Origin of the sequence: Kribbella amoyensis (genome assembly GCF_007828865.1) — a bacterium.
Lineage (GTDB): Bacteria > Actinomycetota > Actinomycetes > Propionibacteriales > Kribbellaceae > Kribbella > Kribbella amoyensis.
This window is the reverse complement of the sequence record NZ_VIVK01000001.1, coordinates 6,113,085-6,135,439: the sequence shown is the minus strand read 5'-3', so window position 1 is coordinate 6,135,439 and position 22,355 is coordinate 6,113,085. Positions and strand designations below refer to the sequence as shown.

22 protein-coding genes are annotated in these 22,355 nt (G+C 69.0%); 17 read left to right on the top strand and 5 right to left on the bottom strand.

Features of this window, described 5'->3' with window-relative positions; all coding sequences use genetic code 11:
• The first annotated feature begins 4 nt into the window (after window positions 1–4).
• The 9 genes from FB561_RS28620 to FB561_RS28580 all read left to right on the top strand — a co-directional run bounded on the left by FB561_RS28620 (window position 5) and on the right by FB561_RS28580 (window position 8,242).
• Window positions 5–1,009: a thiamine pyrophosphate-dependent enzyme gene (locus tag FB561_RS28620; RefSeq protein ID WP_145812055.1), complete on the top strand. Its 1,005-nt coding sequence runs from the start codon at window positions 5–7 to the stop codon at window positions 1,007–1,009.
• Window positions 1,010–2,647 (top strand): NAD(P)-binding protein, encoded by a 1,638-nt coding sequence (locus tag FB561_RS28615; RefSeq protein ID WP_145812052.1) that lies wholly within the window; start codon window positions 1,010–1,012, stop codon window positions 2,645–2,647.
• Between the two features lie 56 nt (window positions 2,648–2,703).
• Window positions 2,704–3,597, top strand: coding sequence for a class I fructose-bisphosphate aldolase (locus tag FB561_RS28610; protein WP_145812050.1), 894 nt, complete (start codon window positions 2,704–2,706; stop codon window positions 3,595–3,597).
• Window positions 3,598–3,737: 140 nt separating this feature from the next.
• Window positions 3,738–4,982, top strand: a complete 1,245-nt coding sequence (sqr, locus tag FB561_RS28605) for a type III sulfide quinone reductase, selenoprotein subtype (protein ID WP_145812048.1) — start codon at window positions 3,738–3,740, stop codon at window positions 4,980–4,982.
• Window positions 4,983–4,984: 2 nt separating this feature from the next.
• Window positions 4,985–5,299 carry a TusE/DsrC/DsvC family sulfur relay protein gene (locus FB561_RS28600; RefSeq protein ID WP_145812046.1) on the top strand — a complete coding sequence of 105 codons (315 nt, stop codon included), beginning with the start codon at window positions 4,985–4,987 and terminating at the stop codon, window positions 5,297–5,299.
• A 12-nt stretch (window positions 5,300–5,311) separates the two neighbouring features.
• On the top strand, window positions 5,312–5,827 hold the full coding sequence (locus FB561_RS28595) for a DsrE/DsrF/DrsH-like family protein (protein WP_145812044.1): 516 nt from the start codon (window positions 5,312–5,314) through the stop codon (window positions 5,825–5,827).
• A 48-nt stretch (window positions 5,828–5,875) separates the two neighbouring features.
• A complete protein-coding gene (locus tag FB561_RS28590; RefSeq protein WP_145812043.1) occupies window positions 5,876–6,484 on the top strand; it encodes an Rv1733c family protein in 609 nt (202 codons plus the stop codon).
• A 120-nt stretch (window positions 6,485–6,604) separates the two neighbouring features.
• Window positions 6,605–7,345, top strand: coding sequence for a phytanoyl-CoA dioxygenase family protein (locus tag FB561_RS28585; RefSeq protein WP_145812041.1), 741 nt, complete (start codon window positions 6,605–6,607; stop codon window positions 7,343–7,345).
• 36 nt (window positions 7,346–7,381) lie between these two features.
• Window positions 7,382–8,242 (top strand): helix-turn-helix domain-containing protein, encoded by an 861-nt coding sequence (locus FB561_RS28580; RefSeq protein WP_145812039.1) that lies wholly within the window; start codon window positions 7,382–7,384, stop codon window positions 8,240–8,242.
• A gap of 52 nt (window positions 8,243–8,294) precedes the next feature.
• Here FB561_RS28580 and FB561_RS28575 read toward each other — a convergent pair whose 3' ends face one another.
• Complete coding sequence (locus FB561_RS28575; RefSeq protein WP_145812037.1) at window positions 8,295–9,035, bottom strand: hypothetical protein; 741 nt, start codon at window positions 9,033–9,035, stop codon at window positions 8,295–8,297.
• A gap of 159 nt (window positions 9,036–9,194) precedes the next feature.
• On the opposite strand from FB561_RS28575, the gene FB561_RS28570 reads away from it, so the two are divergent.
• Window positions 9,195–9,923 carry a VIT1/CCC1 transporter family protein gene (locus tag FB561_RS28570; protein ID WP_145812035.1) on the top strand — a complete coding sequence of 243 codons (729 nt, stop codon included), beginning with the start codon at window positions 9,195–9,197 and terminating at the stop codon, window positions 9,921–9,923.
• A gap of 21 nt (window positions 9,924–9,944) precedes the next feature.
• On the opposite strand, the gene qcrB is transcribed toward FB561_RS28570, so the two are convergent.
• A complete protein-coding gene (qcrB, locus tag FB561_RS28565; protein ID WP_145812033.1) occupies window positions 9,945–11,546 on the bottom strand; it encodes a cytochrome bc1 complex cytochrome b subunit in 1,602 nt (533 codons plus the stop codon).
• A 120-nt stretch (window positions 11,547–11,666) separates the two neighbouring features.
• Complete coding sequence (locus FB561_RS28560; protein ID WP_145812031.1) at window positions 11,667–12,557, bottom strand: MerR family transcriptional regulator; 891 nt, start codon at window positions 12,555–12,557, stop codon at window positions 11,667–11,669.
• Window positions 12,558–12,701: 144 nt separating this feature from the next.
• On the opposite strand from FB561_RS28560, the gene FB561_RS28555 reads away from it, so the two are divergent.
• The 4 genes from FB561_RS28555 (at window position 12,702) to FB561_RS28540 (ending at window position 15,961) form a co-directional block, all read left to right on the top strand.
• Window positions 12,702–14,039, top strand: coding sequence for a TIGR01777 family oxidoreductase (locus tag FB561_RS28555; protein WP_145812028.1), 1,338 nt, complete (start codon window positions 12,702–12,704; stop codon window positions 14,037–14,039).
• A gap of 160 nt (window positions 14,040–14,199) precedes the next feature.
• Window positions 14,200–15,180, top strand: coding sequence for a chymotrypsin family serine protease (locus FB561_RS28550; RefSeq protein ID WP_170284793.1), 981 nt, complete (start codon window positions 14,200–14,202; stop codon window positions 15,178–15,180).
• Between the two features lie 215 nt (window positions 15,181–15,395).
• Complete coding sequence (locus FB561_RS28545) at window positions 15,396–15,623, top strand: hypervirulence associated TUDOR domain-containing protein (protein ID WP_145812023.1); 228 nt, start codon at window positions 15,396–15,398, stop codon at window positions 15,621–15,623.
• Window positions 15,620–15,961, top strand: coding sequence for a DUF3140 domain-containing protein (locus tag FB561_RS28540; RefSeq protein WP_145812021.1), 342 nt, complete (start codon window positions 15,620–15,622; stop codon window positions 15,959–15,961). The genes FB561_RS28545 and FB561_RS28540 overlap by 4 nt, the downstream gene beginning before the upstream one ends.
• A gap of 19 nt (window positions 15,962–15,980) precedes the next feature.
• On the opposite strand, the gene FB561_RS28535 is transcribed toward FB561_RS28540, so the two are convergent.
• The gene (locus tag FB561_RS28535; protein ID WP_145812019.1) at window positions 15,981–16,850 is read right to left on the bottom strand and encodes an alpha/beta hydrolase; all 870 of its coding nucleotides are present in this window, start codon (window positions 16,848–16,850) and stop codon (window positions 15,981–15,983) included.
• A gap of 80 nt (window positions 16,851–16,930) precedes the next feature.
• Between FB561_RS28535 and FB561_RS39055 the strand changes: the two genes are divergently transcribed.
• On the top strand, window positions 16,931–18,406 hold the full coding sequence (locus FB561_RS39055) for an aminotransferase class I/II-fold pyridoxal phosphate-dependent enzyme (protein ID WP_145812017.1): 1,476 nt from the start codon (window positions 16,931–16,933) through the stop codon (window positions 18,404–18,406).
• On the opposite strand, the gene FB561_RS28525 is transcribed toward FB561_RS39055, so the two are convergent.
• Window positions 18,403–19,281 carry an SDR family oxidoreductase gene (locus FB561_RS28525; protein ID WP_145812015.1) on the bottom strand — a complete coding sequence of 293 codons (879 nt, stop codon included), beginning with the start codon at window positions 19,279–19,281 and terminating at the stop codon, window positions 18,403–18,405. The two genes, FB561_RS39055 and FB561_RS28525, sit on opposite strands and share 4 nt — an antisense overlap.
• Window positions 19,282–19,387: 106 nt before the next feature.
• On the opposite strand from FB561_RS28525, the gene FB561_RS28520 reads away from it, so the two are divergent.
• Window positions 19,388–21,853: a molybdopterin oxidoreductase family protein gene (locus FB561_RS28520; protein WP_145812013.1), complete on the top strand. Its 2,466-nt coding sequence runs from the start codon at window positions 19,388–19,390 to the stop codon at window positions 21,851–21,853.
• The gene (locus tag FB561_RS28515) at window positions 21,850–22,341 is read left to right on the top strand and encodes a hypothetical protein (protein ID WP_145812011.1); all 492 of its coding nucleotides are present in this window, start codon (window positions 21,850–21,852) and stop codon (window positions 22,339–22,341) included. The genes FB561_RS28520 and FB561_RS28515 overlap by 4 nt, the downstream gene beginning before the upstream one ends.
• Window positions 22,342–22,355 lie beyond the last annotated feature (14 nt).

The window sequence follows — 22,355 nt, the reverse complement described above, 5'->3', positions numbered from 1 at the left end:
GACGATGGGACAGCAACGGATTCGCTTCTACCAGACCGGCAGCTTCGTCGTCGGGAACCGGCTGCTCGACCCGGACCAGCGCTCGGTCCAGTCCGACACCCGGCGGACGAACTCGTTGAACTCCGGTCATCGGGCCTGCCGGGGCTGCGGCGAGGCGCTGGGCGCGAGGTACGTGCTCGACGCCGTGATGCGTGCCACCGGCCACCAGATGGTGGCGGTGAACGCGACCGGCTGCCTCGAGGTCTTCTCGACACCCTACCCGGAGACGTCCTGGCAGATCCCCTGGCTGCACTCGTTGTTCGGCAACGCCCCGGCGGTCGCGACCGGTGTCGCGAGTGCGCTCAGGGCCAAGGGCCGGCGAGACGTCCGGGTCGTCGGTCAAGGGGGCGACGGGGGCACCGTCGACATCGGCCTCGCCTGCCTGTCGGGGATGTTCGAGCGGAACGACGACGTGCTTTACATCTGCTACGACAACGGTGGCTACATGAACACCGGCGTGCAGAGATCCGGCGCGACGCCGCACGGCGCGGCGACAACCACCACACCGGCGGTGGGCCCGGATCCGGGCAACAGCTTCGGCCAGGGCAAGAGCCTGCCGCTGATCGCGATGGCGCACAGGATCCCGTACGTCGCGACGGCGACCGTGGCGGACCTGCGCGACCTCGAGTACAAGGCGACGCGGGCGATGGAGTTCCGGGGAGCGCGCTACCTGCATGTGCTGGTGCCCTGCCCACTCGGCTGGCGGACGGGGCCGCACGAGACGATCCGGGTGGCCAGGCTGGCGACCGAGACGGGGATGTTCCCGGTCTTCGAGGCCGTGGACGGAGAGGTCGTCGGCGTCACGAAGATCCGCAGGCGGCTGCCCGTGACGGAGTACCTGAGACCGCAGGGCCGGTTCGCGCATCTGTTCGGTGAGACGCCGCGTTCGGACATCATCGGCAAGCTTCAGGCGGAGGCGGACCGTACGGTCCGGACCTTCGGCCTGGTCGACCCCGAGGAGGTGAGCTGAATGCCGGAATCGCGGCAACACCAGTCGGTTCCGTTCGCGATCTCGCTCGATCCTGGCTCGAGCCTGGCCAACAAGACGGGCTCCTGGCGGACCGAGGTACCGAAGTACGTCGACCGGATGCCACCGTGCAACCACGCCTGCCCAGCCGGCGAGAACATTCAGCAGTGGCTCTCGTCCGCTGAGGAGGCCGGCTACGAGGCCGCCTGGCGCCAGATCATGGCCGACAACCCGTTCCCGGCTGTGATGGGGCGAGTCTGCTACCGGCCGTGCGAGACGGCCTGCAACCGGGCCGTCCTCGACGAGGCAGTCGGGATCAACTCGGTCGAGAGGTTCCTCGGTGACGAAGCGATCGCGCAGAACTGGTCGATCGAGTCCGCCGTGGCGCCTACCGGCAAGCGGGTGCTCGTCGTCGGCGCCGGGCCGTCCGGGCTCTCGGCCGCCTACCACCTCAGGCTCCTGGGGCATGAGGTGACCGTCCGCGACAGCGCCAAGGCCGCCGGCGGGATGATGCGGTACGGGATCCCGCGGTACCGGCTACCGCGGGACGTGGTGGACGCGGAGATCCAGCGCATCGTGGACCTGGGTGTGCGGCTGGAGCTCGGCACGGCGGTCACGGAGCTCGCTGGTCCACTGGACGAGTTCGATGCCGTCTTCCTCGCGGTTGGTGCGCATATCGGGCGGCGCGCGGAGATCCCGGCCGGAGACTCCGCACGCATTCTTGACGCGGTGTCGCTGCTTTCCGGCCTGGAGGAGGGGGAGCGGCCACTGCTCGGTCGAAGAGTCGCGGTGTACGGCGGCGGCAACACGGCCATGGACGTGGCACGGACGGCCCGCCGTCTGGGCGCGACCGACGCGGTGGTGATCTACCGCCGGACCGAGGACCGGATGCCGGCTCATCCGATCGAGGTGACCGAGGCGCTGGAGGAAGGCGTCCGGATGCGGTGGCTGTCCACGATCACGGCCGCGGACGCCGGCCGGATCACGATCGAGAAGATGCGGCTCGACGCCACCGGCTTCCCGCAGCCGACCGGTGAGTTCGAGGAACTGGACACGGACACGGTGGTGCTCGCCCTCGGACAGTCGTCCGACCTGACGTTGCTGGCCGGCGTGCCGGGCGTGACCGTCACGGACGGGGTGGTCGAGGTCGGCGCGAACCTGATGACCGGACGTCCGGGACTGTTCGCAGGCGGCGACATGGTGCCGGACGAACGGACCGTCACGGTGGCGGTGGGCCACGGGAAGAAGGCGGCGAGGAACATCGACGCCTGGCTGCGGGGAACCTCGTTCGAGCGGCCACCCCGGCACGCACCGGCGACGTTCGACCGGTTGAACACCTGGTACTTCTCCGACGCGCCGGCGACCGTCCGGCCGCGGCTGGAGTCCGCCCGCCGGATCACGACGTTCGACGAGGTGACCGGTGGGCTCGACGAATCCACGGCACTGTTCGAGGCCCGCCGGTGCATGTCCTGCGGCAACTGCCTGGAGTGCGACAACTGCTTCGGCGTCTGTCCGGACAACGCGGTGATCAAGCTCGGCGACGGCCGCTACGAGATCGACCTCGACTTCTGCAAAGGCTGCGGGTTGTGTGCGGCCGAATGCCCGAGCGGAGCGATCGAGATGTTCCCCGAGCGGTCCTGAGCAGGGACCTACGGCGAAGGGCCGGTGCATCCCACCGACCGGAAGAGGTGATCAGTATGCAGACACGGCCGCCCTTGGGAGAGCTGGGGCTGAACAGTGGGAAGAAGACGAGGCTCCGCCGGATCCTGTTCCGGCACGGGCTGAAGAACGGGACCGCGATCTTCCTGCCGTACGACCAGGGTCTCGAACACGGACCGCGGGACTTCTTCGCCAATCCGCAAGCGTCCGACCCGGCGTACATCGTGCGGCTCGCGGTGACCGGTGGCTTCAACGGGATCGCGGTCCAGATCGGCTTGGCGGAGAAGTTCTACTGGGACTACGCGGGCGAGGTGCCGTTGATCCTCAAGCTGAACGGCAAGACCGACATCCCCTCCGACGCGGAGGCGTTGTCCCCGGTCCACGCGAGTGTGGAAGACGCCGTCCGTCTCGGCGCCGACGCGGTGGGCTACACCTTGTACGTCGGTAGTCCCGCGCAGGAGCGCGACTTCGCGCAGTACCGGCAGATCCGTGCCGACGCTCACCGCCTCGGGATGCCCTTGATCGTCTGGGCGTATCCCAGGGGTGCGGCGATCGAGGCGAAGGGCGGCAAGGACTCCTTCTACGCGGTGGACTACGCGGCGCGCGTGGCGAGCGAGCTGGGTGCCGACGTGGTGAAGGTGAACTTCCCGCATCCCGAGAAGACGTCGGACGTGAAGTCCGCCTACCGGGCGGAGTTCAGCCCGGCGCAGGCGATCGACGGTGTGGTGCGCTCGGCCAATCGGACGCTGGTCCTGGTCTCCGGTGGGGAGAAGGCCGGTGACGACGCCATGCTCACCAAGGCGCGGCTGGCGATTGAAGCCGGTGGCCTCGGCCTCATCTACGGCCGCAACGTCTGGCAGCGCGGGTACGACGAGTCGTTGCGTTTCGTCGACGCGCTGAAGGAGATCCTCGCGCAGCATCCGAGTGAGTGAGGGGTCCGGAGCGGCGGTCGGACGACCTGGCTTCTGGCGGGCGGACGGAGGCCGAAGGGCCTGGAGAACACGTTCTCAACGGCCCTTGGGGACGTGGTCGCGGACGGCTGTGCTGGAGGTGAGAGCAAGGGGGAGCGCAGATGAAGCGGTTGGTGATCCTGGGTGCGGGGACGGCCGGCACGATCGTCGCGAACAAGCTGCGTCGCCGGTTCCCGATGAGCGAGTGGCAGATCACCGTGGTGGATCGCGACGACCACCACTTGTACCAACCGGGTCTGTTGTTCGTGCCGTTCGGAGCAGAGCCGCCGGAAGCGCTGACGCGAAGCCGGCGCAGCTTCCTGCGGCGCGGGGTGCGGCTGTTTCTGGGTGAGGTCGAGGTGGTTCAGCCGGAGCTGCGGGTCGTGCTGCTCACCGACGGTCGCGTCATCGGCTACGACTATCTGGTGATCGCCACGGGGACGAGCCCGCGGCCGGACCAGACGCCGGGGATGCTCGGACCGCAATGGCGTCGCAGCATCTTCGACTTCTACACCGCCGACGGGGCGGTCGCCCTGCGGCAGGCCCTGGCGGATTTCGACCGAGGACGCCTCGTGGTGCACGTGGTCGATCAGCCGATCAAGTGCCCGGTGGCGCCTTTGGAGTTCGCCTTCCTGGCCGAAGCCCGGTTCCGCGAGCGCGGGCTGCGCGATCGGATCGAGCTCGTGTACGCGACCCCGCTGTCGGGAGCTTTCACCAAGCCGGTCGCTTCGGCGGCCCTCGGGCACCTGTTGACCGAGCGGAAGATCGAGCTGGAGACGGATTTCCTGGTGGAGCGCGTCGATGCCGAGCGCAAGACGCTGGTGTCGTACGACGAGCGCGAAGTCCCGTTCGACCTCCTGGTCACCGTGCCGCTGAACCTGGGGGCCGACTTCGTCGCCCGCTCGGGGCTGGGGGACGAGCTGAACTACGTGCCGGTCGACCGGCACACGCTGCAGGCCACCGGCCACCCGGAGATCTTCGCGATCGGCGACGCGAACGACCTGCCGACCTCGAAGGCGGGATCGGTCGCGCACTTCTCCGCCGAGGTGCTGGCCGAGAACCTCGACGACCTCGTGCACGGCCGGCCGCTGCGGGCGAGCTTCGACGGGCACGCGAACTGCTTCGTCGAGACCGGCGACGGCAAGGGCCTGCTGATCGACTTCAACTACGACGTCGAACCACTGCCCGGGGAGTACCCGGTGCCACGGATCGGGCCGCTGAGCCTGCTCCACGAAACCGCCCGCAATCACTGGGCCAAGCTGGCCTTCCAGTCGGTCTACTGGCACCTGCTGTTGCCGGGCCGGCGGATGCCCGTACCGAATCAGCTGTCCCTGCGGGGCAAGCGACGAGTCAGCCGGGAGGACTGATCATGCCTGTGACGACGATCGGAACGAGTCGAGTACAGGTCGACGCCGAGGGTTTTCTCACCGAGTACGCGGAGTGGGACGAGAACCTGGCCGAGCAGTTGGCCGCCGCGATCGGGATCACGCTCACCGACGAACACCGAGAGCTGATCCGCTTCCTGCGCACCGACTTCGCGGACCACGGTGAGACGCCGACCCTGCGCCGGGTGGCCCTGGCCACGGGGACGCCGATCAAGCGGCTGTTCACCCTGTTCCCCGGCAAGCCGGCCAAGAAGATGGCCTACGTGGCAGGACTGCCGAAACCACGGGGCTGTGTCTGACAGGAGGAAATCATGACCACCACCGACGAGTTCGCCACGTTGGTGCCGGACTTCGGCGACAGCGCCACGACCGGCCGGAAGCTCGCGATCATCTGCTCCAAGGGGACCCTGGACATGGCCTACCCGGGACTGATCCTCGCGAACGCCGCGTTGGGTGAGGGCGTGGAGACCCATCTGTTCTTCACGTTCTGGGGCTTCGACATGATCACCAAGTCGAGGATGAAGGACCTGAAGTTCACCCTCCTGGGCAACACCGCGACCCATCTGCCGCAGGGACTCGGCGGACTGCCCGGGATGACCGGACTGGCCACCCATCAGCTGCGCCGGCAGATCCACGAGGCCGGCGTGCCCGACGTGCCGGAGTTCCTCGACCAGATCGTGGCGTCCGGCGGACATCTGTGGGCGTGCCGGTTGTCCGCCGACATGATGGACCTCGACCTGGACGACCTGTACGGCGCCGTGGAAGGCATCATCAGCGCGGCCGACTTCGTCGAGAAGACCGAGGGTGCCCAGTTGCTCTTCATCTGACCGGCTACTGGGCTCGTTGCGGCAGCGGCTGGTGGAAGGAGGACGAGGATGCGGGACAAGCCCAGGTACGCCGAGCAATGGGTCGTGATCCAGGCGCGCAGGCTCGCCTTCGGACGCAACCCGCTCCGGCGCCGCGTCGACCGCGTCGAGTCGGCGCTGCTGATCGTCACGCTGCTGCTGTCGCTCTTCTCGATCCCGGTCGCGGGCGGCGTCGGCTCGGTGGTGCGGGACCGGAGCGAAGCAGCTGCCGCTCGGCAGCGAGCACTCCTCCATCCGGTCCAGGCCCGAACGTTGGAGCCGACGGTGTCGGCGATCGGCCTCGCGCCGGGGCAGGTGACCTCGCGGGTTCGCGTCGGCTGGCTGGACGCTACCGGCGTCAGCCACGAAACCTGGACCGATGTCGTGGTCGGCACCGATCGAGGGACTGAGCTGACGCTCTGGCTCGACCGGAGCGACCGGGTCGTTGCCTCGCCGAGGTCGAGTGCGGACAGCGGCATGATCGGGGACGTGGCCGGCCTGGTGACGGTCATGCTCCTCTGGCTGCTGCTGTACGGCGCCTTCCTCGCGGCAAGGTTCCCGCTCGACCGCCACCGAGCCGAGAGCTGGGCCGACGAATGGAAGCAAGTCGCCCCGAGATGGAACGGCAACCAGCGGTAAGCCGTACAGACACCCCTCGCCGGGATGTCCAGGGGCTGGATTGTGCAGTCCATGTCGATCGGGGTCGGGCCGCTGGCAGGGTGGGTTCACGAGTTCCCGACCTGAGGAGTGGTTGTTCCGATGACTGTGACCGAGATCGGTGATCCGGAGACCCTGCAGCGCGGGTACGTCCTGATCGAGGACCTGCTGACGCCCGCCGAGTGCGAGGAGATCGGTGAGCGGCTGCTCGAGTACGCGCGGGGCGATCGGCAGGCGAGCGGCCGCCTGCAGGTCCAGCGCGAGCCCGCCCTGGTGCGGTCCGGCCAGGAGGTCGCGCCGGGCCAGGACGTCCGCAAGGTGGGCGGGTTGTGGGACGACGAGCTGATCCGGCGGGAGCTGATCACCCGGCCGTCGGTCGTCGGTCGGATCCAGTCCATCCTGGGCGAGCAGCTCTGGTTGTACCGGGCCGACGCCCTGATGAAGCCGGGCAAGGTCGGGTCCGAGAAGGGCTTCCACCAGGACTCGCCGTACTGGCCGATCCAGCCGATGTCGCTGTGGTCGTGCTGGTTGCCGCTCGACGACGCCACGATCGAGAACGGCTGCATGCTCGTCGTCCCCGGGAGTCATGCGGGCGGTGGTCTGCCGCACGAGTCGACCCTGGACGACTACGTCATCCCGGAGTCCCACTACGATCTGGACGCGGTGGTTCCGGTACCGATGCGCCGCGGCTCCGGGCTGTTCTTCCACAGCCTGGTCGTCCACGCTACGGCGGCCAACACCTCCGGCAAGTCACGGCGGGCGATCACGATGAGCTACTTCGGCGCCGAACACCGCCACGTCGGCGCGGAGGAGCCGCCCGAGTACCCGGTCGTCGCGCCCTGACACTGAAGACCGGCCAATGACGACGGGAGTCTTCGGGTGGGGACTGACGACGACGGTGCGGGACTTTCGCTGACCGTGCACGCGGCGGCCTTGTTCCACTGCGCGTCCAGCTGGCGGTTGCCGCCGCGGTCGATGCCGCACTACCAACTCTGGGTCGTCACGGCCGGCTCGATGAAGTTCCGACTCGGCTCACTCGCCGCCACCGAGGTCGGTCCGCGGTCGGCGATCCTGATCCCGCCGAAGGTCGCCCAGCAGGCCGAGTACGGCGCGCCGCCGCTGCGGACGTACGTCGCGCACTTCATGGCGTACGACCGTGGCGAGCCGCGCGCCGACCTCTGGCCGCCGACCCTGCTGATCGGCTGCGCGGCCAAGGGATGGGACCGCATCGTCGCCGACGTCCAGGACACCGCGGACGAACTCGAGCAACGCCGGCCCGGCGGCCGGATCATCGCGAACGCATCGATGGCCGGCGCGTTGGGGCGGCTGCTGCGGTCCGACGCGAAGTCGGTGATCACCGACGCGGGCGAGACCCTGCCACCCGCCGTCGCCGCCGCGATCGACCACATCCGGCAGAACTACGAGCAGGACCTGACCACCCGTGACCTCGCCGAGGTGGGCCACGTCAGCCCGGAACACCTCCGCCGCATGTTCCGCCGAGCCACCGGCCAACCCCCGTCCCGCTTCCTCCAGCGCTACCGCCTCGGCATCGCCCGCCAACTCCTTCGCGACACCGAGCTCCCGATCGCCACCGTCGCCCGCCGAGCAGGCTTCCCCGACGCCTTCTACTTCAGCCGGGTCTTCACAGCCACCGAAGGCACAGCACCCTCCCGCTACCGGGCAATAGCCCAAGACGACCTCACCGCCGGCCCAGGAGCCTCCCCGACCAACCTCCGCTAGGGCTCTGAGCACCTGGTTGGGTGAGCGGGCCTCCGGCGCCGGACGTCGTTGCCTACGAACTGTGTCCGAGACGCCGAAGACATTCCCGCCCGAACTCCGAACAACTGAACTCGATCAGTTCCGCGGCTGTCGGCGCCGGCGGGAAGTACGCGCGGGTCGAGCGCTCCCGGTAGTACTCGGTTTCCTCTTCGTCGGGGGTGAGGGCCCCTTCGCTCTGCACGACGAGGCCGTTGCGCTCGAGCACGGGCAGGACCGCGCGGGACAGATCCGGCTGTGCCTGCCGGGAGTCGTCGCCGGCCACGAACCGGTGAATGTGCAGCGCTCTCATCGGCCGCCGGTCGAGCGCGGCCAGGACCCGGACGTGGACCGGATCCAGATCGGCGAGCGAGCGGACGATCAGCGCCTCGGCATCGACTCTCGCCGCGTCGTCGATGCCGTTGGCCAGGCAGCGGGCGAGGCCCTCGATCTTCTCCCGATCCAGCGCCTCGGAGGCGGCGAGCAGGCTCGCCTGCAGCAACTGCCAGACCTTCGGATCGGCTTGTGCGGCCGCCAGGATCTCTTCCGGTTCGATCCCGTCCAAAGCCGCCGTCCGGGTGAGCAGGTGCTCGACGTTGGTCTCACGAAAGCCGATGAGCTCGCCCCAGACCTTGCGGATCAACGCGGCCGTCGCCGGAGCGGCGCCGGCGCCGACGACACCTCCGATCGGGCCGCCCAAGACCGCGCCGGCCGCCGCTGCGGCCGCCGCCCCCAGCACCTCTGAGCCGATCTTGGAGGACTCGCCGCGGTCGCTCATCTGTCTCCTCGATTGTCGACGCCGACCCGGAATGTACCCCGACCGCGGGCCATGGGACCTCCGGCGATCGGAGCGGGTCGCTCGCCTCTGTGGGCCGAGGTTCTTCGTGGAAAGCATGGGCGAGTCAGTTCCATGCCGCTGATTCGGAGGTCGGTCGAGATGTCTGGTTTTGAGGTGGTGCCTGCGCGGCATTCTGGTGAGCCGCATCGGGGGAATCTGGCTGGTCGGCTGAACTGGCTTCGGGCTGGGGTACTGGGTGCGAACGACGGCATCGTCTCGACCGCGGGACTGGTGGTCGGCGTGGCCGGCGCGACCACGTCGGCGACCGCGATCCTGACGGCTGCGGTGGCTGGGGTGACCGCGGGAGCGGTGTCGATGGCGCTGGGGGAGTACGTCTCGGTGAGCAGCCAGCGCGACACCGAACGGTCCCTGCTGGCCAAGGAGCGGGCTGAACTTGCCGCGTCACCCACCGACGAGCTGGCCGAGTTGACGGCCATCTACGTGAGCAAGGGCCTGCGTCCGCAGACGGCCGAGTTGGTGGCGACCGAGCTGACCGAACGGGATGCCCTGGTGGCACACGCCGAAGCGGAGTTGGGCATCAACCCCGAGGAGCTGACCAATCCCTGGCATGCGGCCGGTGCCTCCGCGCTGGCGTTCACCGTGGGCGCGTTGCTCCCGGTGATCGCGATCCTGCTTCCACCGGCCGCGATCCGGGTGCCGGTGACTTTCGGCGTCGTACTGCTGGCCCTCGCCGGTACTGGTGTGCTCAGCGCGTACCTGGGTCAGGCTCGGAAGACCCGGGCTGTCCTGAGGCTGGTGCTGGGTGGCGCGCTCGCGATGGCAGTCACGTTCGGTCTGGGGCAGCTCGTCGGGTCCTCCGCGCTGTGAATGCCGCGGGCGGTTTCAGGATCAGTGGTCTCGGGAGGAGGTGAGTTCGCGGTCCGTGGGTTCCAGTTCGTCGGCTGTTGGTTTCTGGACGGCGTCGGCGAAGTAGAACCTCGAGAGGGCGGCGCGGAGGCGGTGGCGGCGGGGGTTGGCTACGCCGTTCTCGTCGGTTTCCGGTGCTGGGTCCAGGGGTTCGAGGCGGGGGCGGGCGGTCAGTTCGTAGGCCTCGTACTTCGAGATCGGGCTGTGGGCTTCGACGTACTCGCCGTCGGGGCGGCGGACGATGACGCCGGTTTCCAGGCCGTGCAGCAGCCGCTCCTTGTCGGCGCGCTGCAGCGAGATCGCGATCCGCCGGGTCACCCAGAACGCGAGCACCGGGCCGGCGAAGATCAGGATGCGGCAGATCCACGTGATCGTGTTGATCGAGGTGTGGAAGTGGGTGGCGAGCAGGTCGTTGCCGCTGTTCAGCCAGAGCACGCCGTAGAAGGTGATCATCCCGGCGCCGATGCCGGTCCGGGTCGGCATGTTGCGCGGCCGGTCCAGCAGGTGGTGCTCGCGCTGGTCACCGGTGATCCACTGCTCGATAAAGGGGTAGAGGGCAACGGACGTGATGAACAGCGGTGGAACCAGGAGCGCGGGCAGCAGGATGTTCCAGCTGATGGTCGCCCCGGCGAACGAGGACTCGAGCCCCGGCATCAGCCGCACTGCCCCGTCGAGCCAGCCCATGTACCAGTCGGGTTGCGAGCCTGCGGTCACCTCCGCCGGGTTGTACGGGCCGTACAACCAGATCGGGTTGATCTGCAGGAGCGCGCCGAGGACCGTGGTGACGCCGAAGACGACGAAGAAGAAGCCGCCCGCCTTCGCCATGTACACCGGCATCAGCGGGTAGCCGACGACGTTCTTCTCGGTCCGGCCGGGACCGGGGAACTGCGTGTGCTTGTGGTACACGACCAGCATCAGGTGAACCGTGATCAGCGCGAGCAACAACCCAGGGATCAGCAACACGTGGACGGTGAAGAACCTGGGCACGAAGTCGTCGCCGGGGAACTCGCCGCCGAAGATGAAGAAGCTCAGCCAGGTACCGATGACCGGCGAGGCGAGGACCAGGCCCTCGGTGATCCGCAGTCCCGTGCCGGACAGCAGGTCGTCGGGAAGGCCGTAGCCGATGAAGCCCTCGACGACGCCGAGGAACAGCATCCCGATCCCGATCAGCCAGTTGAGTTCGCGCGGTTTGCGGAACGCGCCGGTTAAGAAGATCCGGAGCAGGTGCACGCTCATCGCCGCGGTGAAGAGGATCGCGGCCCAGTGGTGGATCTGCCGCATCAGCAGGCCGCCGCGGATGTCGAACGAGATCGCGAGCGCCGACTCGTACGCCTCGGACATCTTCAGCCCCTTCAGCAGGCTGTACGTCCCCTGGTACTCGACCTCGGCCATCGAGGGCTTGAACCACAGGGTCAGGAAGACGCCGCTGAGCAGCAGGATGACGAAGCTGTACAGCGCGATCTCGCCGAGCATGAACGACCAGTGATCGGGGAAGACCTTGCGCAGGTTCTTCTTGCCGATCTTGGCGACACCGAGCCTTTGGTCGAGCCAGCCGACTGTCGCCGGAAGTTCCTTGTCCGCCATCGCGCCGCCTTCCCGGTCGGCTGAGTTCGTCCGGTAAACTTACGCACAAGTTATGCACGCGAGCGGATTCGCTGTAAAGCGCGGAGCGTGGCTGCATAAGTTTGGGGCCGCGCCGCGGGGTCAGAACAGCCGGGCGCTTCGCCGGACGGTTAACGTCGCGGCGGCTTCGGAAAGGTTCGTGAACGGCTCGGCGTGAGGTGGCCAGCCCGGACCCGCGGTGTACGTCCGGTGGTCGCCGTCAGCGACTCGGCGCCGCAGTTCCGCCTGACCCGGGCGGGTGATGCTTGCCCAGAGGACCACCGCCGCGGGATTCACCCGCCGGACGAAATCCCGTACGGCGAAGGTGGTCGTCTCGGGGCCCAGGGTCAGTACGGGCTGGCTCCGCTCGAGCAGGACGGCGCGCAGTACCGTCAACGGCAGGGTGTGGCGCTCTTCAGGGCAGTGCACCAGGATCGTCGGGCGGCCGCCGCTGGGCCGGAGTCCGCGGCGATAGACGTACCGCTCGATCGTCGCCTCGAAGGTGCGGGACAGCAACAACTCGAGGTCGGTGCAGTCGCCCTGACCGGCGAAGCGGGCCTCGAGCCGGCGGAAGGCGGGGGCCACCACCTCGGTCCAGGTCTGCGCCGCGCCGCGTTGGTCCAAGCAGTTCTGCAGCAGGTCGTCGAGTTCGGTGGTGCGCAGCGATTCGGTGGCCGAGAGCAACAGTTCGGTGTTCGTCGCCGAGCCGTCCGCGTCCGGTCGGCCGGCGGCGTCCTGGTCGATCAGCACGGCCGCGTCGCGGGCGGCCAGGCCGCGTCCGATCAGCTCCTGCATCCGGCGCAGGCGGTCCACGTCGGCCACGGTGTACCGCCGGTGCAGGCCGGACGTCCGAGCCGACGGCCCGATTCCGTACCGGGACTCCCAGGTGCGCAGGGTGACGGCCGGGATCCCGAGCAGGGCTGAGACCCGCCCCACCGGCAGCACGGTCGCGGCCCGCGAGACGTCGTCCGGGGCGGACCCGAGTGACGCCATGGACAAAAGATTCTCACGTTCGTGCGGTTCCGCGAGGACTGAACAACTTCGGCCGTCTGCGAGTCGGACGGGTCGTTGGTGCCCTCGAGGATCGAACCTATGCAAAAGTGGTGCAGAGCAGCTCGTCGACAGAGGGAGCGGACCATGGGCCTGACCAGGAGCAGCATCGTCGACACGCCACGGGCCGGAGTCCTCGCCTGGCACGAACGGCCGGGCGCGATCGTCCGGCTGACGCCGCCCTGGATGCCGATCCGGATCGAGCAGGAGGCGGACGACCTGTCCGACGGCACCGCGGTCCTCGGGTTTCCGCTCGGCCTTCGCTGGGTGGCGCGGCATACCGATGCGGAGTCGCCCGACGGATTTCTCGACCAGCTGGACTCGGCACCGCTGCGGTGGGCGATCCGCTGGCGCCACCACCACGAGTTCGAGGCGCTGGATTCGGGCCGGACCCGGGTCACGGATCGGATCGACACGAACGTCCCCGGCTTCCTCCTCAAGTCGATGCTCGCGTACCGCCATCGGCAGTTGGCCGACGACCTCGCCGCGGCCGAGCGGGCGACGGCCGAAGGCATGCGTCCGTTGACGGTGGCGGTGACCGGCAGCAGCGGCACGATCGGCCGCGAGCTGACCGCCCTGCTGAGTACCTCCGGGCACGAGGTGGTCCGGCTCGTACGCCACCGCACCGAGGTACCAGGGGAGCGGCACTGGGATCCCGAGGACCCGGCTCCGACCTTGTTGCGCGGAGTCAACGCGGTCATCCATCTCGCGGGAGCCTCCATCGCGGGCCGCTTCACGGACGAGCATCGTCGACGGCTGGAAGCGTCCAGGCTCGGACCGACCCGGAAGCTCGCGCAACTCGCGGCCGGCACCGAGGACGGCCCGACCTCGTTCGTGAGCGCCTCCGCGATCGGGTACTACGGCCCGGACCGCGGCGACGAGGAGCTGACCGAGACCAGCCCGCCCGGTGAAGGCTTCCTGGCCGGCCTCGTCCAGGGGTGGGAGGAGGCGACCGAGCCCGCGGCCGAAGCCGGCCTCCGAGTCGTCCAGGTGCGCACCGGCCTGGTACAGACGCCGGCGGGCGGCACGCTGAAGCTGCAGTACCCCCTGTTCGCGGCAGGGCTGGGCGGTCCGCTCGGCGACGGGAAGCAGTGGCAGTCCTGGATCGGCATCGACGACCTGCTCGACATCTACCACCGGGCGATCTTCGACCAGGACCTCGCCGGCCCGGTCAACGCGGTCGCAACCGACCCGGTCCGCAACGACGAGTACACCGCGACCCTGGCCCGGGTCCTCCACCGGCCGGCCCTGCTCAAGGTCCCCGACCTCGGTCCCCGCATCCTGCTGGGCGACGAAGGCGCCGAAGAACTGGCCCAAGCCTCCCAACTCGTCGTACCCCGCGTCCTCACCGCCCGCGGCCACAAGTACCGCCGTCCCCACCTGGAAGACACCCTCCGCCACGTCCTCGGCCGAACCACCGACTGAGGACGCAGACAACGGGCTGAAGATCAAGCCCATCCTCATCGCTTGCACGAAGCTGCAAGTTTCTGTCGACGCCTTCTGGCCGTCAGGACGCGTCCCTAGAGTCTGGGCCGACTGCGTTCTGTCCTGACTGCCTGAGGAGCGGTGAGTGATCGTATCGAGGATGTTGGCAGGCCTGCTGGCGGCGGGAGTGGTTGCGGCGACCCTGTCGCCCGCGGCGGCGAGAACGCCCGAGCCGGTGGCGCCGAATCGGATCGAGGCGACGGCCAAGTACGCGTTCAGCGCGGCGGTCGCGCAGCAGAAGATGAAGGGACTCTGGGCGAGCCGGGCGACCTGGGCCGGCGACCACGCGAAGGATGTGACGTTCGTCTACCGCGACCCGAGTCGGTTCGTGGTGGTGGCGAAGGGCAATGTGGCGGCGGTGCAATCCGCGCTGCCCGACGATGTGAAGCCGTTCACCTCCGTCGTCCGCGCGGAGATCGTCCCCATGGCTGGTTCACCGGCCGACGACCGCGGTGGGTGGACGGGCGGGAACCACATCGTCTCGACGAACGGACTCGGCCAGAAGGCACGGTGTACCGCGGGGTTCGCGTGGAAGAGCTGGGACACCGGTGCCGTGCTCGGCAGCACGGCGCGGCACTGCTACGAGGATCCCTCGAGCGTCTACATCGACTGGTTCAACGGCACTCGGCTACTCGGCACCCGGACCCAGGCAGGGACCGGTACCAACGACGTCCTGCTGCTGCGGGCGGCACCCAACACGTCGTTCAACGCCAGTATCTGGCTCCGGGGTGGCGTCGAGGAGCGCATCGTGACCGGCGCCGGACCGAACCTGACCAACAGCCCGATCGCCTTCTACGGCCGGACCTCCGGTGGTGGCGGCGGCTACATCAGGGAACGCGAGCCGGCTGATCCGGGCGTGGTCTTCACCGACGCGATCCAGGTCCGGCCAGGCGACTCCGGTGGACCCGTGTACGCGACCTACACCAACGGCACGGTCCAGGCCCGCGGCACGGTCCACGCCTGCCTCTGCGCCGACTACGACGGAGACGGTGAGTACGAGGTCGGCGAGGTTTTCGGCATGTTCTTCATCGATGCCGGCTACAGCTCGGCGGACCTCCGGGCCTCGATCTACACGGCCTAGCCGAAAGTCATGAGTGAGTCGAAGCCCCGAACCGTCCGCGCGGTTCGGGGCTTCTCAGGTTCATGCCGTACGCGCGTCCACGCCGGCCGCGTCTCTGCCGGGGACGAGGCCGGCACGGTGGTCTCGACAGGCCAACGGTGGTTTCGGGGCAACTTTTCGCGGGCACCCGGGGCGCAGTCGAGAGGTGATGGAGGAGACATGGCAGGCGGTGCGTCGTGAGCGGGCAGGAGTTCCACAAAGGCGATGCGGTCGAGTGGGACAGTCACGGTGGTACGGCGGTGGGCACGGTGGAGCGGAGGATCACCGAGCGCACCGAGGCCGGCGGGCGGACCGTGGATGCGAGCCCGGACGATCCGCAGTACCTGGTTCGCAGCGAGAAGTCGGGGCAGACGGCGGTCCACAAACCATCGGCGCTGCGACGGGCATCCAAGGCGTCGTCATGACCGACGGGAGCGAGGATCGGGACGGCACCAGGCGGGAGTTCGGCGAGGCGGTGAACATGACCCCCAAGCAACTGGAGAAGTGGCTCACCACCGACGAGTCGAAGCGGGTGGGCCAGAAGAGTGGGTCCGGCTCGGAGTCGGTCGGTCATCGCAGTGGCCGGCGGATCATCGATCTGCTGAACACCAAGAAGGACGAGCTGAGCGACGACGACTACGCGCACATGCGGAAGGTCGTCGGCTACGTGCATCGCCACCGCAGACAGCGCCCGTCCGGCGACGTGACCGACACCGACTGGCGGTACTCCCTGATGAACTGGGGTCACGACCCGGCCAAGTAGGAACACCCGTGCTGTCGTGTTACAAGAAGGCGTGGAGGCTTCGGAGGAGGTCGGCCGGGTTCCGTTCGGCGATGTGGTGGGTCGACTTGATGCCGTGGCCCTGGACCTCGCGGCACCACGGGCGCCAGACCGCGACGACGTCGCCGTACAGCTGCTCCAGGTCGTCGTCGGTGGACCAGAGGGCGAGCGTCGGACACTCGATCCGCCGGCCGTTGTCCCGGTCGGCCACGTCGTTGCGGCGGTCGATGCCCAGGCCGGCCCGGTAGTCCTCCACCATCGCGTGGACCGTGGCCGGATCGCGGATCGCGGCCAGGAAGTCGGCGTGGTTCCCGGGTCCCAGCGCGGCCGGCGAGTTGGTGGTCCACGCGTTGTACCAGGTCTCCGGATCCGCGCAGATCACCCTTTCCGCGGGCTTGTCCTGCTGAGCGAAGAACCACCAGTGCCACCACTCGGCCGCGAACCGCGCGTCACACCGCTCCAGGGCCTCGACCACCGGTACGCCGTCCATCACGACCAGCTTGCTCACCCGATCGGGGTGATCGAGCGCGGTGCGATAGGCGACGTACGAACCGCGGTCATGACCGACCACTGCGAACCGGTCGTGGCCGAGGGCATCCATGACGCCGACGACGTCGGCGGCCATCGCACGTTTGGAGTACGGCGTGTGGTCCGCGTCGGTGGCCGGTTTCCCCGACCGTCCGTACCCCCGCAGGTCGGGGCACACCACCGCGAACCCCGCAGCCACCAGATCCGGCGCCACCGCGTACCAGGTCGTGTGCGTTCGCGGGTGGCCGTGCAACAACACCACGGCCGGTCCGGATCCGGCGTACCGGACCCGGACCCGCTGACCGCCGACCTCGAGCTCCTCCAGCGTGAAACCTTCGAACATGGTCCTCCGGTACCCCCCCCGCACACACCCGGTCCGTCCCCGGCTGTCTGCGAATCGGGGCTTCGGGTACCGGCGGTCGCATGGATCAGAGCAGCAGCCCGGTGCTGGAAGCGCTGGCGGAGTACCACCGGCGGGGTTATGTGAACTTCTGCCCGCCCGGTCACAAGCAGGGCCTGGGCGTCGACGAGGAGGTCCGGCGAGTTCTGGGAGCGGACGTGTTCCGGTCCGACCTGCTGGCGACCGGTGTACTGGACGACCGGACGAGTGGTGGCAGGGTTCTGGAACGAGCGCAGGAACTCATGGCGGACGCCGTCGGTGCCGATCACGCGTTCTTCTCCACCTGCGGGAGTTCGCTGTCGGTGAAGAGCGCGATGATGGCGGTGGCGGCGCCGGGGGAGTCGATGCTGATCGGCCGGGACGCGCACAAGTCGGTGATCGCGGGGCTCACCCTGACGGGGATCCGGCCGGTGTGGGTGCGGCCGCGGTGGGACGGAGAGCTGCATCTGGCCCATCCGCCGTCGCCCGAGGCGTTCGAGCAGGCTTTCGACGAGCATCCGGCGGCGGTCGGCGCGTTGGTCACCAGCCCGTCGCCCTACGGAACCTGTAGTGATCTGGAAGCGATCGCCGAGATCTGTCACCGGCGGGGAAAGCCGCTGGTGGTGGACGAGGCGTGGGGCGCGCATCTGCCGTTCCACGACGAGCTCCCGACCTGGGCGATGGACGCGGGCGCCGATGTCTGTGTCGTGTCGATCCACAAGATGGGCGCCGGCTTCGAGCAGGGCTCGGTGTTCCACCTGCAGGGCGACCTGATCGATCCGGTCCGGCTGGAACAGAGCGCGGACCTGTTGTCGACGACGAGTCCGAACGTGCTGCTCTTCGCGGCCATGGACGGCTGGCGCCGGCAGATGGCGCTGCGCGGTGAGGAACTGCTCGCGGCCGCGTTGCAGCTGGCCGACTCGACGCGGCGGGAGATCGACGGCCTGCCGGGACTCGAAGTCCTCGACGACCGGCTGGTGGCGAAGGAGGCGTCGCACGACCTGGATCGCCTGCAGATCATGATCGACACGCTGGCCGCGGGGATCTCGGGGTACCAGGCCTCGGACTGGCTCCGGGCCGAGCGTTCGATCAACGTCGGGCTGTCCGACCATCGGCGCATCGTGGCCCAGTTCACCTTCGCGGACGACCCGTTGTCGGCGGACCAGCTGGTGACCGCGCTCGCGGATCTCACCCGGACCGCGTTGCCCACGCCGAAGTCGGTCGTCCTGCCGGATCCCGGTGAGCTGGAGCTCGAACAGGTGACGACGCCACGCGAGGCGTTCTTCGCCGACCAGGAGACGGTACCGGCGCGGGACGCCGTCGGCCGGATCGCGGCCGAGCAGGTCACCCCGTACCCACCGGGGATCCCGGCGATCGTGCCGGGTGAGCGCATCACCGCGGGCGTCGTCGACTACCTCCGCTCCGGGATCGAGGCCACCATGGTCGTCCCGGACGCGGCGGATCCGGCTGTCCGGACGATCCGGGTGGTCCGCTCGGACCGCGGGACCGACCTGCCCTAGGGGAGCGGGCGGCCGCCGGTGGCGCCGAGGCGTTCGCCGGTGACGTAGGTGGAGTCGTCCGAGGCGAGGAAGACGTACAGCGGTGCGAGTTCGGCGGGTTGGCCGGCGCGGCCGAGCGGGGTGTCGGCGCCGAAGTCGCCGACCTTCTCGTCCGCCAGGGTGGCCGGGATGAGCGGCGTCCAGACCGGGCCGGGGGCGACGGCGTTCACGCGGATGCCGCGCGGCGCGAGTTCCTGGGCGAGGCCCTTGGTGAAATTGAGGATGGCAGCCTTGCTGGTGGCGTAGTCGAGCAGGTTCGGGGACGGTTCGTAGGCCTGGATCGAGGTCGTGTTGACGATCGCGGAGCCCGGCGCGAGATAGGGCAGGGCCGCCTTGCAGAGCCAGAACATCGCGTACACGTTGGTCTTCATCACCTGGTCGAACTGCTCGGTGGAGATGTCCGCGATGCCCGGCCGGGACATCTGGTACGCGGCGTTGTTGACCAGGATGTCGATACCGCCGATCTCCTCGCGGCACTGGTCGACGAGCCTTCGGCAGTGCTTCTCGTCCTGGATGTCGCCCGCCAGCGAGGCGGCGTTGCGGCCGGTCTCCCGGACCAGGCGGCAGGTCTCCCGCGCGTCCTGCTCCTCGGCTTCGAGGTGCGAGATCATCACGTCCGCGTCCTCCCGGGCGAAGGCGAGCGCGACGGCCCGCCCGATCCCGGAGTCACCACCGGTGATCAGCGCCCGCTTGCCCTTCAGCTTCCCGCTGCCCCGGTACGTCGTCTCGCCGTAGTCGGGCTCCGGCGTCATCGCGGCACCGTGTCCGGGATGCTCCTGGTTCTGCGGTTCCTGCTGGTCGGGTCGCGCGTACCTCGTCCTCGGGTCGTAGCTCATGCAGCGGCCTCTCTGATCGCGGATGGTCGCTTCGCTGTACCCCGAGGCGGCCGGACGACACGCTGTCCCCGGTTTCGCGGGGGCGGCCGGGGGTACCCGCCGCGCTATGACCACCATCGACCGGATCGCGGAGCCGTGGGGCACCCGTACCCCCTACGGGCCGGGGGAGAGCTGGCCGATCCGGGTCGACGTCCGGTTGGAGGACGGGCTGGGCGAGGCCGAGGTCGACCGGTGGGTGCAATCGGCGACCGTCCTGCACTCGAACGGGGACGGCCTGGACATCGCGGTGAAGGACGGGCGGATCGTCGGAGTCCGCGGCCGCGCCGTGGATCGGGTCAACCACGGCCGCCTGGGCCCGAAGGACCTGTTCGGTTACCAGGCGAACAACTCCGCGGATCGGCTCACCGTCCCGCTGGTCCGCCGGGACGGGCAACTGGTGGAATCGGACTGGGAGACCGCGATGTCGGCGGTCACCGGACGGACCCAGGAGTTGCTGGCCGAGCGTGGACCGAGTTCGGTCGGCTTCTACACGACGGGTCAGCTGTTCCTGGAGGAGTACTACACGCTTGCGCTGATCGGTCATGGGGGTATCGGCACGAACCATCTGGACGGCAACACCCGGCTCTGTACGGCGACGGCCGCCGAGGCGCTGAAGGAGACGTTCGCGAGCGACGGTCAGCCCGGCTCGTACACCGACATCGATGACGCCGATGTGATCGCCTTGTACGGGCACAACATGGCCGAGACGCAGACCGTGCTGTGGACCCGGGTACTGGACCGGCTGGCCGGGCCGAATCCGCCGCAGCTGATCTGCGTGGATCCGCGCCGTACGCCGGTCGCTGCCGCCGCCACGGTGCACCTGGCCCCGAAACCCGGGACGAACGTGGCCCTGATGAACGCGTTGGTGCACGAGATCGTCGACCACGACTGGGTGGATCGTGACTACGTCGACCGGTACACGGTGGGGTACGACGAGCTGGTCAAGCAGGTCGCCGACTGTGACCCGGACTGGGCGGCGCGGATCTGCGACCTCCCGGCCGCCGACATCCGAGCGGCGGCCTCGCTGATCGGTCACGCCGAGCGGTTGCTGTCCACGGTTCTGCAGGGGTTCTACCAGTCGCACCAGGCGACCGCGGCCTCGGTACAGGTGAACAACCTCCACCTGCTCCGAGGCATGCTCGGCCGGCCCGGGTGCGGCGTCCTGCAGATGAACGGGCAGCCGACCGCACAGAACACGCGGGAGTGCGGCGCTGACGGCGACCTGCCCGGATTCCGGAACTGGGCCAACGACGAGCACGTCGAGGACCTGGCCCGGGTCTGGAACATCGAGCCGGCACAGATCCCGCACTACTCGGAGCCGACCCACCTGATGCAGATGATGCGGTACGTCGAGGACGGCTCGATCCGCTTCCTGTACGTGAGCGGCACCAATCCCGCGGTGTCGTTGCCGGAGCTGCACCGCATTCGTGAGGTGCTGTCCCAGGACCGGCTGTTCCTCGTCGTCCAGGACATCTTCCTGTCCGAGACGGCGCAGTTGGCCGATGTGGTCCTGCCGGCCGCGACGTGGGGCGAGAAGACCGGGACGTTCACCAACGCGGACCGCACGGTTCACCTGTCGGAGCGGGCCGTCGACCCGCCTGGGCAGGCGCGCGCGGACCTGGACATCTTCATCGACTACGCGCACCGGCTGGGCCTGACGGACAAGGACGGTCAGCCGCTGGTGAAGTGGACCGATGCGGAGGGCGCGTTCGAAGGCTGGAAGGAATGCAGCGCCGGACGCCCGTGCGACTACACCGGCCTGACGTACGACAAGCTGCGGGGTGGCAGCGGCATCCAGTGGCCCTGCAACGACGAACACCCGGACGGAACCGAACGCATCTACCGCGACGGCGAGTTCTGGAGCTCACCGTCCTACTGCGAGACCTACGGCAAGGACCTGCTGACCGGCGCGCCGCTCGATCCGGTCGAGTACAAGGCGCTGAATCCGTCGGGTAAGGCGGTGTTCAAGGCCGCCGAGTACCTCCCGCCTCACGAACCGCCGACGACGGACTTCCCGTACCTGCTGACCACCGGCCGGACGCTGTACCACTTCCACACCCGGACGAAGACGGGACGCGCACCGCAGTTGCAGAACGCGGCGCCGGACGTGTGGGTCGAGATGTCCGTGGACGACGCGGCTCGGCACGGGTTCGGCGAGGGTGATCTGCTCCGCGTCTCGACGCCCCGCGGCAGTGTCGAGGCGAAACTGCGCATCAGCGGGATCCGGTCGTCGACGCTCTTCCTGCCGTTCCACTACGGCTACTGGGACACCACCGGCGGCCATGCACCGGGCGACGAGGCGGGCCGGGCAGCGAACGAGCTGACGGTCACCGACTGGGATCCCGCCTCCAAGCAGCCCTTGTTCAAGACCGCCGCGGCTCGGGTCGAGCGGATCGCCGCCGCGGAAGGTCCGTCCCCGGCGCCGACCACGACCGCGTCGAGGCCGGCCGCCGGCGACGCCGTGCCGGGCACCAACGGCGGCGGTCGGGCGGCAGTCGTCGAGCGCTTCGGCGTCGAGGAGAGCCAACGATGAACACCAAGGTCGGACTGGCCATCGCCGAACTCCACCGCGCCGAGAACGACCTCGCCGGGGAACTGTTGCAGGCCTCCGATCGGCACAGGACGGAGCATGACATCTTCTACCTCGGCCGGGACCTGGCCAGGTGGTCCCAGGAGCACGTACGGGAGCTGGCCGCCCAGGGCGAGACCTACGGGGTCGACCTCGATCCCGATCCGGACGACGAGGGCGGCCTGTTGGCGGCCGCCCGGCAGAAGGGCGCGGAACTCCTCGGCCGCCACCACGATCCGGCGTTGCTCCTGCTGAAGGATCTGCGCGAGATCCACCGCAAGGCGGCCGGCGTCTCGCTGGACTGGGAGATCCTGGCGCAGACCGCCCAGGCGCTCAAGGACGACGACCTGCTCACGCTGGCGAAGACGGCCCATCCGCAGACTCTCCGGCAACTGCGCTGGGCCAACGCGATGCTGAAGTCCAACGCGGCACAGACCATGGTCACGCCCTGACCGGTCCGTGAGCC